Source organism: Prevotella dentasini JCM 15908 (genome assembly GCF_000614065.1).
Classification (GTDB): domain Bacteria; phylum Bacteroidota; class Bacteroidia; order Bacteroidales; family Bacteroidaceae; genus Prevotella; species Prevotella dentasini.
In genome coordinates, this window is sequence record NZ_BAKG01000008.1 from 20919 (window position 1) to 34079 (window position 13161).

General features: G+C 50.3%; 10 protein-coding genes and 2 pseudogenes. 9 read left to right on the top strand and 3 right to left on the bottom strand.

Going from position 1 to position 13161, the window contains the following annotated elements:
• Nucleotides 1-53: 53 nt before the first annotated feature.
• A complete protein-coding gene (locus JCM15908_RS05250) occupies nt 54-800 on the top strand; it encodes an MIP/aquaporin family protein (protein WP_025002559.1) in 747 nt (248 codons plus the stop codon).
• A gap of 31 nt (nt 801-831) precedes the next feature.
• Nucleotides 832-1584: a hypothetical protein gene (locus tag JCM15908_RS05255; protein WP_025002560.1), complete on the top strand. Its 753-nt coding sequence runs from the start codon at nt 832-834 to the stop codon at nt 1582-1584.
• 530 nt (nt 1585-2114) lie between these two features.
• Here JCM15908_RS05255 and JCM15908_RS05260 read toward each other — a convergent pair.
• The gene (locus JCM15908_RS05260) at nt 2115-2432 is read right to left on the bottom strand and encodes a heavy metal-binding domain-containing protein (RefSeq protein ID WP_025002561.1); all 318 of its coding nucleotides are present in this window, start codon (nt 2430-2432) and stop codon (nt 2115-2117) included.
• Between the two features lie 342 nt (nt 2433-2774).
• On the opposite strand from JCM15908_RS05260, the gene JCM15908_RS05265 reads away from it, so the two are divergent.
• The 4 genes from JCM15908_RS05265 (at nt 2775) to JCM15908_RS12460 (ending at nt 7085) form a co-directional block, all read left to right on the top strand.
• Nucleotides 2775-4094 (top strand): hypothetical protein, encoded by a 1320-nt coding sequence (locus JCM15908_RS05265; RefSeq protein ID WP_025002562.1) that lies wholly within the window; start codon nt 2775-2777, stop codon nt 4092-4094.
• Between the two features lie 119 nt (nt 4095-4213).
• On the top strand, nt 4214-5323 hold the full coding sequence (locus JCM15908_RS15065) for a hypothetical protein (protein ID WP_234396381.1): 1110 nt from the start codon (nt 4214-4216) through the stop codon (nt 5321-5323).
• Nucleotides 5272-6237 carry a TonB-dependent receptor gene (locus JCM15908_RS15070; RefSeq protein WP_234396382.1) on the top strand — a complete coding sequence of 322 codons (966 nt, stop codon included), beginning with the start codon at nt 5272-5274 and terminating at the stop codon, nt 6235-6237. The genes JCM15908_RS15065 and JCM15908_RS15070 overlap by 52 nt, the downstream gene beginning before the upstream one ends.
• A 260-nt stretch (nt 6238-6497) precedes the next feature.
• Nucleotides 6498-7085 (top strand): DUF4249 family protein, encoded by a 588-nt coding sequence (locus JCM15908_RS12460; protein ID WP_234396383.1) that lies wholly within the window; start codon nt 6498-6500, stop codon nt 7083-7085.
• Between the two features lie 119 nt (nt 7086-7204).
• Here JCM15908_RS12460 and ahpC read toward each other — a convergent pair whose 3' ends face one another.
• Nucleotides 7205-7771, bottom strand: a complete 567-nt coding sequence (gene ahpC / locus JCM15908_RS05280) for an alkyl hydroperoxide reductase subunit C (RefSeq protein ID WP_025002563.1) — start codon at nt 7769-7771, stop codon at nt 7205-7207.
• A 355-nt stretch (nt 7772-8126) separates the two neighbouring features.
• Here ahpC and JCM15908_RS12465 point away from each other — a divergent pair.
• A pseudogene (locus JCM15908_RS12465) lies at nt 8127-9054 on the top strand (hydrogen peroxide-inducible genes activator).
• A gap of 125 nt (nt 9055-9179) precedes the next feature.
• Here JCM15908_RS12465 and JCM15908_RS12470 read toward each other — a convergent pair.
• Nucleotides 9180-10216: pseudogene (locus JCM15908_RS12470) on the bottom strand (YeiH family protein).
• 294 nt (nt 10217-10510) lie between these two features.
• On the opposite strand from JCM15908_RS12470, the gene JCM15908_RS05295 reads away from it, so the two are divergent.
• Nucleotides 10511-11827, top strand: coding sequence for a UDP-N-acetylmuramoyl-tripeptide--D-alanyl-D-alanine ligase (locus JCM15908_RS05295; RefSeq protein WP_025002564.1), 1317 nt, complete (start codon nt 10511-10513; stop codon nt 11825-11827).
• A 1005-nt stretch (nt 11828-12832) separates the two neighbouring features.
• A complete protein-coding gene (locus tag JCM15908_RS14795) occupies nt 12833-12991 on the top strand; it encodes a hypothetical protein (protein ID WP_159101310.1) in 159 nt (52 codons plus the stop codon).
• Nucleotides 12992-13161 lie beyond the last annotated feature (170 nt).

Here is a 13161-nt window from a genome sequence, read left to right on the forward strand (position 1 = left end):
ACTCCCCAACTACAACAAAAGAAAAACAACTAATTACCTAAACAAAAAGAAGTATGGAATATTCTATGATGACTCAGTTCATGATGGAACTGATAGGAACCTTAGTGCTCGTATTGTTCGGAGACGGTGTCTGTGCCTGTGTTACGCTGAACAAGAGTAAGGGACAGAACGGCGGATGGATTGTCATTACCATTGCATGGGGTCTTGCCGTGTGCATGGGCGTATTGGTGGCAGGCCCCTATACGGGTGCTCACCTCAACCCGGCCGTGTCCATTGGTCTGGCCGTTGCAGGCATGTTTCCGTGGAGTTCTGTACCTGCCTACATCGCAGGTCAGATGATAGGCGGTGTCTTGGGCGGTATCTTGGTATGGATTTTCTACAAGGACCACTACGATGCAACCGACGACGATGCAGCGAAGCTCGGCACGTTCTGCACTGCTCCCGCCATCCGCAACTACGGCATGAACTTCCTTAGCGAGGTCATTGCCACTCTGGCACTTGTCTTCATCATCATTTGCTTCAGCACGAAGGGCAACTGCTGCGACGCAGAACACTTCAAGTTCGGTCTTGCCGCCCTCGGCCCGATTCCTGTAACCCTGCTGATTATCGCCCTCGGTATGTCGCTCGGAGGTACTACGGGATACGCCATGAATCCTGCCCGCGACCTTTCTCCGCGTATCGCCCACGCCATCTGCATGAAGGGCGACAACGACTGGGCCTACTCGTGGGTTCCCGTTCTCGGCCCTATCGTGGGTGGTGTCATCGCCGGCCTTTGCGGTGCTTACCTGCTGACAGTCTAATTTCAATCCGTTAATTTATAACCATAAGCACATGAAAAAGAATCTATTAAGACTCGGCACCCTGATTGCAGCCGTTGCCTTGTCGCTCAACGCGAACGCCCAGAAGCTCCATTTGGTATCCGGTTTGGAGACGACGCATATCTGGCGAGGCCTTGAAGTATCGAAGGGACTGACACTTGACAACGAAGTAGCTATCTCGGACAACAACAATCACTTCCGCTTCGGCCTGTGGGGAGGTATGCAGATAAATGGCGACTATAAGGAGTTCGATTACTACGTATCCTATACCAACGGCGGCTTCAGCGCATCGGTGTGGGACATATACAACTTCTCCGACGGAATATACGCCAACGACAAGGCCTACCGCATCTTCAATTACAACAGCCGCAACACCGGCCACTTCATTGATGCAACCGTCAGCTACAACTTCGGCGAGAAGTTTCCGCTCACCCTCTCTTGGTCTACCATTCTGGCAGGACGCGACCGCGGTGCCCTGAACGAGAAGAATCTCTATTCTTCCTTCGTGCAGGCATCGTATAAGGTCTATGAGGACGAGCACTTTGTCGTTACTCCTTCCGTTGCCGGAGCGTTCGCCCTCAATCCTGAAGATGGCAGCCACGCTACGTTCTACGGAAAGTCTGCCGGCATCAACGACGTCCGTCTGAACGTTACCTACAAGCTGAAAGTGGGCAATCATCCCATGCCGGTTACGGCAACGGCCATGTGGAACCCGGAGAGCAACAAAGGCTACTTCTGCGCTTCCGTCAACCTGCTGAACCTGTAGTGCGGCGGCAGACTGTTCAGGATATGGTTTTTCGTGAGCAGTTCCGGCATAGAGCCGGCTGTATATAATGTCTCCCGGCAGTCCACTCCTTGTGGCTGTCGGGAGATATTCGTTGGAAGAGAGGTTGATATTGCGCCTGTCGTGGAACGATAGGGGAAGCCCCTTCCTGTTCTCCGTCCTCTCTGCCCCTACGGCCTTGGGTAGAGGCAGGTTCGGACATGCCGGTCTGCTTGCCTGAACATCGTGTTTCCGATCCTTGTGTGGCTGAGAAAAAGATGCGATTGCAAGACACTGATAATCAGCCGTATGGAAATCATAAAGCGAAAGTGCCGCTTTCGCACCGTGAAAGTGGCACTTTCGCACTACGGACAAGCCCGTTTCGCACTGCGAAACGGGCTTGTCTGTTAATAGCACATAAAACATCGCCCAAGAGGCAAAGCCCGTTGGATGTGTATGTAGTCCGTTTTCAGTTCTTCCTCACGGTACGGTGGCAGTGGGCGGACTATCGGCAGAGGGAGAGAGGGCAGGAGTCAGATTCTGACAGCCGTGCCCGAGCAGGCCACCATCAGCATGGAGTTGCCCTGTCCGATGGTCTCGTAGTCGATGTCAATGCCCACGATGGCGTTGGCACCCATCTGTTGCGCGCGCTGTATCATCTCGCTCATGGAAGTGTCTTTCGCCTCGCGGAGCACCTGCTCGTAAGAGCCTGACCGTCCGCCCACGATGTCGCGGATGCTTGCAAAGAAGTCTTTGACGAAGTTGGCACCGATGATAGTCTCGCCCGTTACCACGCCCTTGTATTCCAAAATGGTCTGTCCCTCAATGGTGGGAGTTGTTGTTATCAGCATAATTTCTATTGTTTAGTGATGGCTAAACGCTGAGAAGGCAAATATATTGTGATGCAGGGGCAAAAGTCTTTCCTTTTCTTTACATCATCGTGTCGGCAGCATGTTTTTAGGGGTGTGTTGGTTTTGCTTTCTCTGTGCTTTTCCTTACCAGTAGGATAGTATCGGGTTAATATATGTTATTTTTTATTATGGCTTGTTTTTATTGCTTATCTTTGTACCGTTTCTTTTTACTTCTGCTATCAGGAGATAGGCAGATAAGCTGTCGGAATAGGTTGGGAAGCAGCCTGTATATAATAAGGTCAGCGGAAGAAGGAGATAATTTAATTAATAAAAACAATAAACATGAAAAAGATGAAGTTACTGGGCTGTATGTTCTTGGGAGCCAGTCTGACACTCGGAACCATCAGCTGCGGTTCCGACAACAACTCTAACGAACCTGATGTCCCCACGCCGGTAGACCCCGGAAAGAAAGATGACGTAAGCAAAGACATGACGCCTGAGGAGCAGAAGCACCAGCTCGAAGTTACAGGCAAGAAGGCACTGGGCATGATAAATGCCAACGACTTCAGGAATCTTGACCAGATTGCCCACCACCTTGACCGCAACTATATGAGCGAAAGTGCGTGGAAGGACGTCAACAAGTGGGCAGATGATGTGTTGAAAACGCTGACAACGACTATCTCTACACGCTCTACCATACACAAGGACTACGCCCGGCTGATAGACGCATCGAAGTTTACGGGCCACTTCAATGTCCAGAACGGCAAGTGGGTACGTGTTTCCGATGCCGACGACCTTCAGTTCAGCTTCCTTGATCAGAACAACAGCCAGTGCATCCTGACTCTTGCTACGAGCGGAAAGACCACGCGCGTCCGTTCGGAGTATTTCAATCAGGAGGACTACGACTATGATTATAATGGCGATGACTACGACAAGACCATAACCACCTACGAGAATACCATCGTTGTGCCGGAGAACGTGCGTCTGACACTGACGCAGGCAGGCAAGCAGATAATCTCTGTTGATGTGCATACAAGCCTTACTACTAAGGGCGAACTTGATTTTTCGGCAGACAATGTGGAAGTTACCTGTAAGACCATTGTCAACAATTATGAGGTCAACGTGAAGCGTGCGTTCTACAAAGGGCCGGGCACGGCAGCTGCCGATGTTGAAATCAAGTCGGGAGGCAAGACCCTTCTGACGGCGACGGCAACCGCCAACGGTAACATTAGCAACGAGCGCGTCAACAGCATAGGTACGGTTAATATGGCCATTGATTTGCTTGGCGAACTCCAAATCAAGGGAACTTGCGACGACGGAAGCCGATTCTATGATGCCATTCAGGCTATGGACGACGATGAGAAGGTGTACACCAACGAGCCAGTGTTCAAGAAAGAAGTTGACAAGGCTAACGACCGGTTGAACCTCGGTGTGTTCTACAATGGCAGCGACAAGCGCAGTGCCAATCTTCTCTTGGGTGCTTTCGAGGATGGAGACTACTATGGTAGCGGTGCAAAATATTGGTCTTATCAGCCCGTCATCAAGTTCAGCGACGGCTCTTCCTATGGTTTCGACCAGTATTTCACCAAGCAGGCTTTCCGAAGCATCTTCGACGAGGCTACCGACTTGATTGATTCCTTCAAGCGGATGTTCAGTTTTTAAGCCTTGTCCGTCTATATCGGAATATATGCAATGGATGTCTGCCTGCCGGGCAGACATCCATTGTTTGGTTGCCGTCGGTGAATAGCATTATTTACTCCATCTCCATACCCACTCATGTTATGAAACGGAACATCACAGGACTGCTGATTGCCCTACTCTGTCCGCTGCTTTGTCCTGCCCAAAACAGCGATACCCTCCGTAGTCAGGAGCTTGCCGATGTGGAGGTGATAGCCCGTCGGGTAACGAGCAAGCTGAAGCGCGATAGTCTCGGCAGCCTTAGCCTTGACCTGTCGTTCCTTGACAACATGCCGAAAATACTGGGAAATGCTGACCCTATTCACTATACGCAACTCCTGCCGAGCGTTCAGACCAATACCGAAATGGATGCCGGGCTCCACGTGCAGGGCTGCGACAACTCCCACAACGACATAAGTATTGACGGAGTGCCGCTTTATAATGTGCAGCACATATTGGGTCTGTTCTCCGTCTTCAACGCCTCCCACTTCTCCACTCTCCGCTTTTCCAGTTCGGCCTTCTCAGCCTCGGCCTCCAACAGGCTCGGTGGCTATCTTGATATGCAGCACGCTGACAGTGTTCCCGGGAAGGCAGGGGGCGACTTCTCGCTTGGACTCATTTCCTCGCAGGGGACGCTCCGTCTACCTATGGGACAGCGGTCGGCACTCTTCCTTTCGGGGCGGGCCGCCTATATGAATTTGCTCTACGGGCAATGGCTGAAAGTAGACGGTACGGTGTTGAAGTATTCGTTCTACGATGCCAACCTGACGTGGCTCTACCATCCCGATAACCGCAACACGCTATGGCTGAACTATTATAGCGGCAACGACGTTGTAAGCTACGACGAGGGCGGTTATCAATACGATGCGCGGCTAAAATGGGGAAACTATATGACTTCTCTCAACTGGGAGCGGAAGCAGAACGGGCTGACGCTCATGCAAACGGCGTACCTTACCACTTATCGAAACCGATTCCGACTGGAGGAGAGTGATTTCTCCGTTTATCTGCCTTCTTCTATCCTTGACTATGGTTACAAGGCAAGCATAAGAGGCAACCATTTCTCTATAGGCACTGACTGGGCAGTTCATCATATCCATCCGCAGGCACCGAGTGTGAGGGGAGACGTACAGACACATACTCTTTCAGATATCCGGCAACATGCGTGGAGGGTTCGCTGTGGGGCAATTATAAATTTTCCTTGGTTTCCCGTGTAGATGTCTTAGCAGGAGCACGTGGCAGTTACTACCGTTTCCGTGGCAGCACATATCTTGGTGCTGACCCACTCCTCGCCCTGTTATGGTCGCCACGATGCGGCCTTTTCCGTCTGACAGCCGATGTTAAGCACCAGTACCTCCATAAGACGGGGTTCTCATCCATCAGTCTGCCGACGGAATTTTGGGTGTCTGCCGATGCTTCGAAGCGTCCCCAGTATGCTTATAGCTTCTCAGCGGAGTACAGGACGGGACTTTTCCGTCAGCTTTTACAATTGTCGGTTGCCCTCTACTATAAGCGGCTGTACCATCAGATAGAGTATATCGGCACACCGATAGACCTCCTCTATGCCGATTACGACCTCAATCAGAATATTGTCAGGGGGAGGGGAGAGAACTTCGGGCTTAACCTGATGCTCGAAAAGCGGTCGGGCCGCATTACGGGTTGGCTCAGTTATTCGCTGGGAAGGGCATTGCGCCACTATCCCAGCACCTTGCTCAATGGTACATATCCTGCCAGTCACGAACGGATTCATGAGTTTAACGCTGTGGCAACATGGAGTCTCGGTAGCCGATGGGCATTGGGGGCGACATTGGTGTGGGCAAGTGGTACACCGTTCACCCCTCCCCGCTACTTCTACTTGCAGAACGGGAATCTTATTTCGCAGTTCGCTGACCACAATAGTGCCCGTCTGAGCACCTACATACGCCTTGATGTTTCTGCCAATTACAAGTTCAGGCAGCGTAATGGACGGGAGAGCGGCATCAATCTTTCTATTTATAATGCTAATTGTCGGCATAATGACCTCTTTTGGCGGTTGAAGTTTACCCATGATGAATACTCTTATTCAGCCCTGCACTTTCTTCCGCGCTATATGCCGTTTCTTCCTTCCATTAGTTATTACGTAAAATTCTAATCATGCGTACTTGGTTATTTTTTCTCCTTGTCCCTGTTCTTCTTATGTCCTGCTATTCTACCGAGATAGAGGAAGCTGCTCCCCGGCTCGTTGTTGAGGGTGGATAGATGGTGGAAGGTTTCCAGTCGTGCAGCTGATGACGACCGTTCCTATCAGCAAGCGGAAGCAAAGCATTGACTCGCTCGACCGTTTTATCGTCAAGTGGGCGAGGGTAGCGGTCTCTGACGGAAGCAAGGAAGTAGTGTTGACGGGCATGTACGATGAGCGATACTACCCTCTATATCTACACTACTTCCGATTTGCGTGGAGAAACGGGCAAGACCTATATCCTACAGGTGGATTACGGGCAGTTCCATGCCTGTGCCGAGACTACCATACCGACACCTGTAGACATTGACAGCTTCTCCGTCAGTCCCATTTATGGCGATAGCATTATGTACACGGTGAAAGCTTTTTTTCACGACGACCCACGGCAGACTGATTATTATAGGTTCTTCATCAATACAGACAGCTCTGCTTATACTATGCGTGGGGCTTATTTGGGTACTTTCAACGACAGGGCTATCGGTGAATATGCCAAGGTAACGGTAAACAATGGGCGCAACAACCTTGTCCATCCACAGCCTTCGCCCTACTTCGATGAGGGCGATGTGGTGCGCATCAAGTTCTGCCATATTGACTCTGTGGGCTATCGGTTTTGGAAAGCATACGAGGACTACAACTCGGAAGGGCGTAACCCGATGTTCAATGCCATGCAGAATCTGCCTTCCAATGTCAATGGTGCGTTGGGATATTGGCTGGGCTATGGTGCGAGATACTATCGGCTGCCCATTGTTCATGGGAAATAGTAGCTCTGTCATTGCTCTTTCTTTCCCGAAAAGAGAAAGCCCGGCAAGTCAGCCGGAGCTGTCCTGTCGGGCAAGAGTCATAAATTTACCTAATTACGACTACCAGTGTGTCGGATGAATTACAGTTTTCCAACCAAGTCGATGCTCGGTTTCAGGGTTTTTCCGCCCTTCTTCCATCTTGCCGGACATACCTCGCCGTCGCTTGATGCTACAAACTGGGCTGCCTCAACCTTGCGTACCAGTTCCTCGGCATTGCGCCCGATGCTGTTGTCCTGTATCTCTGCAATCTTCACAAGTCCCTCCGGATTCACAAGGAATGTGCCACGGTAGGCTACGCCCTCGTCTTCCTTGTATACTCCGAATCCACGGCTGAGGACGCCAGTGGGGTCGGCCAGCATCGTGTAGTGAATCTTCCTGATGGTCTCGGAGGCGTCGTGCCATGCCTTGTGTACGAAGTGGGTGTCGGTGCTGACCGAGAATACCTCTACGCCCATGGCTTTCAGTTCCTCGTAATGGTCTGCGAGGTCTTCCAGTTCAGTGGGGCACACGAAGGTGAAATCGGCAGGATAAAAGAAGAACAAGGCCCATTTGCCCTCGATGTCCTGTTGGGATACGGTTCTGAACTGTCCATCCTGAAAGGCCTGAACGGTAAACTCGGGTACGCGTGCATTGATGATAGGTTCCATATTTCTGTTATTTTTTGTTTGTTGTTCTGCTTTGTTTGATGCTGCAAAGTTATATATACTCTTGTTGGCAGCCAAGAGATAAAAGCTATAGGACGATAGACAAAATCTATATCGGGGTGTAATAGCCTGTTTGACAGGGTGTTGTGATTTAATGAAAAACTGTAGTGGGAGATGTCTTTATCAGAATTGTATGAGACGCGACAGGCTTGATAGTTCTGTTTCTGCAGTGCTATTTGCCTACCGGGAAGTGATGATTTTAGCTTGACGACAGCGAGAAAGCGAAGGAGAAACAGCGGTATTTCCCGATTTTTTCTTAATTTTGCCATCACCACCAAGGTTATACGAAAACAAGATTATGACACTGCAACAACTGGAATACGTGATGGCCGTCTACCGTCTGCGGCATTTTGCCAAGCTGCCGACTACTGCAATGTAACGCAGCCGACCCTTAGCTCGATGATACAGAAGCTGGAGGACGAGCTGGGGGTAAGAATCTTCGACCGGAAACGGCAGCCCATACTGCCCACCAAGGCAGGCATGAAAGTGATAGAGCAGGCGTGGAAGGTGCTTCTCAGGGCAAGAAAATTGCAGCAGATGGTAGAAGAGGAGAAGCAGACGCTTGCAGGAACATTCTATATAGCGTTTTGCCGACAATAGCTCCCTATCTTGTACCGCGCTTCTTTCCGCAGCTGATGAAGGAGTTTCCCGAGATGGACGTCCGGATAAGGGAGATGAAGACGGAGGACATGAAACGGGCCATCCGCCATGGCGACCTCGACGCAGGCATACTTGCCCGGGTGGAGGGATGGGAGGATATGGAGTGCCATACCCTTTACTACGAACAGTTCTATGCTTACGTGGCGGAGGGAGAACCGTTGTACGTGAAGGACTATGTCAGGCCTGCCGACCTGTCGGGAGAGTATCTCTGGCTGTTGGACGAAGGGCATTGTTTCCGCGACCAGTTGGTGAAGTTCTGCCAGTTGAAGGCAGCGGCCAAGAGCAAGTTGAGCTACCGCCTCGGAAGTATCGAAACCTTCATGCGCATAGTAGAGCAGGGCAAGGGCGTTACGTTTATTCCGCAGCTTGCCATTCCGCAATTGTCCGGGGAGCAGCAGCGGCTCGTCCGTCCGTTTGCGCATCCTGTTCCGACTCGCGAGATTGTAATGGCTGTATCGCCCGGCTTTGTCCGCCATCGGATGTTGCAGACGGTGCTGGAGCGTATCAGGGAGTGTCTTCCCGAAGACATGCTGAAGGCGCAGCAGAGCCGGCAACGTTTGGTGTAGCTGTTGCAAAGGCTGCCGATGGGGCGAAAAAACACCCATCTCATGGTCTTGGACTATATGGGATGGGTGTTTTCCTTGTTGGTGTTCTGTTCTTGACGGCCCCTTTCGGCACTGTCTGTATGGACTTACAGTAATGCGGGTACGAAATATTTGGCAAGGCAGTAGCCTCCTCCCATCAGCCAGCACCAGAGGATGGCAGCGAGCAGGAAGGGCTTGAAGCCGGCTTTCTTGAACTTTTCGATACTGGTTTCTGCGCCGAGTGCCGACATGGCCATCGTGAGAAGGAAGGTGTCGAGGGTGTTGATGAACGACACAACGCTTTCGGGAAGAAGGTTGAGCGAGTTGAACCCGATGACGACAAGGAAGAGAATGGCAAACCAAGGATGGAAATCTGGCTGCCCTTGGTGGCATTGTCGTCGCGTCCGGCTACGTCCTTGGCTACGAAGAAGGCAATGACCAGCAGCACGGGAACAAGCATCATCACGCGTATCATCTTCACGATGATGGCCGAATTGCTCACCTCTGCCCCCATGGCGTTGCCTGCTCCGACTACGTGTGCAACCTCGTGGATAGTCGAACCGGCAAATATGCCCATTTGGTCGGCAGGCAGTGCGAAGATGCCGGCACGGTAGAGAATGGGGTAGAGGAACATGGAAACCGTGCCGAAGATAACGACCGTTGCTACGGCGACGGCTGTCTTGTAAGGCTTCGGACGGATGGCGCCGTCGACGCCGAGTACGGCTGCCGCCCCACAGATGGCACTGCCGCAGGCCGTCAGCAGGGCTATGCTGCGGTCCATCTTCAGAAGCCGGCCGATGACTACGCCCAGACAAATGGTGCCCGTTACGATGATGGCGTCAATGACAATGGCCGGAAGCCCTACGGCGGCAACATCCTGAAAGGTCAGCTTGAACCCATATAGGATGATGCCAAAGCGGAGCACGCGCTTGCCACAGAAGGCTATGCCCGGTACCCACGTCTCGGGAAGGTTGTTGCGGAGGCTGTTGGCATAGAGCATACCGAGGACAATGCCCACGACCATCGGACTAAGGGAGAGGGCTTTCACCCAGTTCATGTCGCCAATGTAGAAGGCTGCACAGGCGAACAAAGTAATCAGCAATACACCGTGGAGCATACTGCTGCGCTGTTCTGTTAGTTTCATATTTCTGATTTATTATAAAAACGCTTTGTCGGATAGGCTTCTATTTGTATGCAAAATTACTAAAAACTATTGAAAAGCCGCATATTCGTAACAAAAAGAAAAGGCGGATGCAGCCTGCAGGCTGTTTTCCTTGCCGTGTGAATCGCGTTCCGTGTGGTAGAATGGAGTCGTCAGTGGTATTGACTGACAAGCGACGGCTGTAGAAATTGTGGATGTGGGAATAAAAAAGGATTATCCTTTTGGAGTGTCTCCGATTTATAGTACCTTTGCCCTTAGAATAAAAATATAGTCATCATGGATATTCAATCACTTTATAAGCTCTATCAGCAGCATCCTTTCATTACTACCGACAGCCGCAATTGCCCCGAGGGAAGTATTTTTCTGGCCCTGAAGGGAGCGTCGTTCGATGGCAATAAGTTTGCCAAGCCGGCCCTTGAGAAAGGTTGCAGCTATGCCATTGTAGACGAAAAGGAATATGCCGGGGAAGGCAACGACCGCATAATCTTGGTTGAGGATGCCCTCCTTACCTATAAAGAACTGGCCCGCGAACACCGTCGCAGGTTCCATATTCCTGTCATCGGCATTACCGGGACGAATGGAAAGACTACGAGCAAGGAACTTATTTCGGCAGTATTGGCTGAGAAATACAACGTTCACCATACGGAAAGCAACTTCAACAACGACGTGGGAGTGCCCCGTACGCTCTTCGGACTGCGTCCTGAACACGAGATTGCCGTCATAGAGATGGGGGCATCGCATCCCGGGGACATCGAGAAACTGGTGGAGTATGTCGAGCCGACCTGCGGGCTGATTACCAATGTGGGATGTGCTCACCTGCAGGGCTTCGGGAGTTTTGAGGGCGTGAAGAAGACAAAGGGCGAGCTATACGACTTTATGAAGGCGCACGGTAGTCTGCTCTTCCTTAATGAAAGCAATGAAGACCTTGTGGAAATGGCAGGGCAGCGCGAGTTCGACCGTATTGTTTCGTATGGTCAGGACGATACCGCAGATGTTCGGGGGAGTGTCGTCAGCTGCGCGCCTTTCCTGAAATTCGCTTGGCAATCTCTCAATACCCAACATCCAACATCCAATCTTTACGAGGTGCAGACGAACCTTATAGGTGCCTATAACCTTGACAATATGTTGGCGGCCATTGCCATTGGTCTCCATTTCGGTGTGTCTCCGCAGCAGATTTGCCATGCTTTGGAGACTTATACGCCTACCAACAACCGTTCGCAACTGACAGAGACGACACGCAATAAGCTGATAATTGATGCCTATAATGCCAATCCTTCGAGCATGGCAGCAGCTATTGAGAACTTCCGCCTGATGGAGGCAGACAACAAGATGGCTATTCTTGGAGACATGCGCGAGTTGGGAGATTCCTCTGCCGCGGAACATCAGAAGGTGGTTGATCACCTTGCCACCACAGGACTGTCGAATGTATGGCTGGTAGGTGAGGAGTTTGGAAAGACCCGGACGTCATACAGGAAATTCAAGGATGTGGAGGAGGTGAAGGCAGAACTTCGGCGCGTGCAGTTCTCCGACTATTATATTCTTGTCAAAGGAAGTAACAGTATCCGGCTTTTCGAGCTTCCCGAGGTTCTCTAAGGTCTGGGAAACGTTTCAAAGGGAGAAAGTTGGAAGTCTGTATCGAATATATAAAAAGGTGGGTGTAGTTGACAATGAAGTTGACTACGCCCACCTTTTCTCATAAGTATACACTTTCAGGCATGTCGCCACAGGAAAGCGTGGTGGTGAATGTAAGTGTTCTGTTCATACTGCGCAGGATAATCCTGTGGCCGTACCTAAGCGGGTATTCTGTTCTGATGACTTCGGCCTATACAAAGACAGGTGCACCTGAAACCTGATAGGTTTACGATGATGCTTACGGTCTTTGTTCTTACATTCTATAATCCAAGGTTTGGAGTAAATCCGGTAGGCAGTGAGGAAGCTGTGTTTTAGTATAGAACCTTATTTGTGATGTTGATTATTGGTTTGCTCCTCAATTGTTTGTCCTGTCAGATTATTGGTAGAACAAGTCTTGTTGTGAGTTGTTCCTCCCTTGAATTATGTGGTGGTGGCTTTCCGGAGTGGCGGATTGCCCCCTGTCTTATTCCACCGCGGTCGGACTTGTGAACCAATTTCCTTTGGCCGGTGTGCGACAGCAGGAAGTTGCAGGCGGAGAGTTGCATGTTTCCCCGTTGTCTTTTGGTCTGCCTGTTGTTTTCTTGTTGTATCATATAGTTGTGGCATTTATATTATTATCTGTTGCAAAATTAAGGGTGAATTGCCCAAAACTATATTTCCAAATCGGACAAAAATGTTTCCAAATCGGACATTTTGCATTTTGCCAACCTATCAATATCGGACACGGAAAGCCTGTAAAGTATTGTAAATTAGCATTTTATAAATGATATATTTGTCTATTTTAACAAATGGGTCTTTTTGTTTCTGAAAGCTGTTTTTCTGACTTTTACCGTTGTTTTTGGGAGTCTGGGCAATGAGGTCGCATGAAGGGCAAATAAGAAGAATAGTTGCTGCATGATGGAAGTTTTGTTTGTATTCCTTTGGAAGTTATGGAAGTCTTTACTATCTTTGCAGGGTGATAAAAGAATGGCAGAGGTAATGGATGCAGGAAAGCCTGTGGTCATGTTTCCCAATCTCCAAAGCGAACTGCTGTCCTACGGCATATTGCTGTTGGACGACAAGATGGAGGAGGGGAGATTTTCACCGGCAGGCAACCTTTCTCCAATAGGATTATTGCAAGGATGAGAAGTGGACGCATGGCGAAAGAAGGGAGATGTGATGGATGTTGCTTCCATATCGAAATGTAATGGCATGTTTCCTGTGAAGGCCGCAAGTCCGCGAAAAAGGGCTATACTTCTTTATTATCCTGACTGTCGAATGGCTTCCCAAATAGCGAATACCATCTTTCATGGACA

Coding starts and splice junctions, on each gene's coding strand:
- JCM15908_RS15065 (WP_234396381.1), top strand. CDS start 4,214: ATGAAACGGAACATCACAGGACTGCTGATTGCCCTACTCTGTCCGCTG.
- JCM15908_RS05295 (WP_025002564.1), top strand. CDS start 10,511: ATGGATATTCAATCACTTTATAAGCTCTATCAGCAGCATCCTTTCATT.
- JCM15908_RS05250 (WP_025002559.1), top strand. CDS start 54: ATGGAATATTCTATGATGACTCAGTTCATGATGGAACTGATAGGAACC.
- ahpC (WP_025002563.1), bottom strand. CDS start 7,771: ATGGAACCTATCATCAATGCACGCGTACCCGAGTTTACCGTTCAGGCC.
- JCM15908_RS14795 (WP_159101310.1), top strand. CDS start 12,833: ATGGCAGAGGTAATGGATGCAGGAAAGCCTGTGGTCATGTTTCCCAAT.
- JCM15908_RS05255 (WP_025002560.1), top strand. CDS start 832: ATGAAAAAGAATCTATTAAGACTCGGCACCCTGATTGCAGCCGTTGCC.
- JCM15908_RS05260 (WP_025002561.1), bottom strand. CDS start 2,432: ATGCTGATAACAACAACTCCCACCATTGAGGGACAGACCATTTTGGAA.
- JCM15908_RS12460 (WP_234396383.1), top strand. CDS start 6,498: ATGAGCGATACTACCCTCTATATCTACACTACTTCCGATTTGCGTGGA.
- JCM15908_RS05265 (WP_025002562.1), top strand. CDS start 2,775: ATGAAAAAGATGAAGTTACTGGGCTGTATGTTCTTGGGAGCCAGTCTG.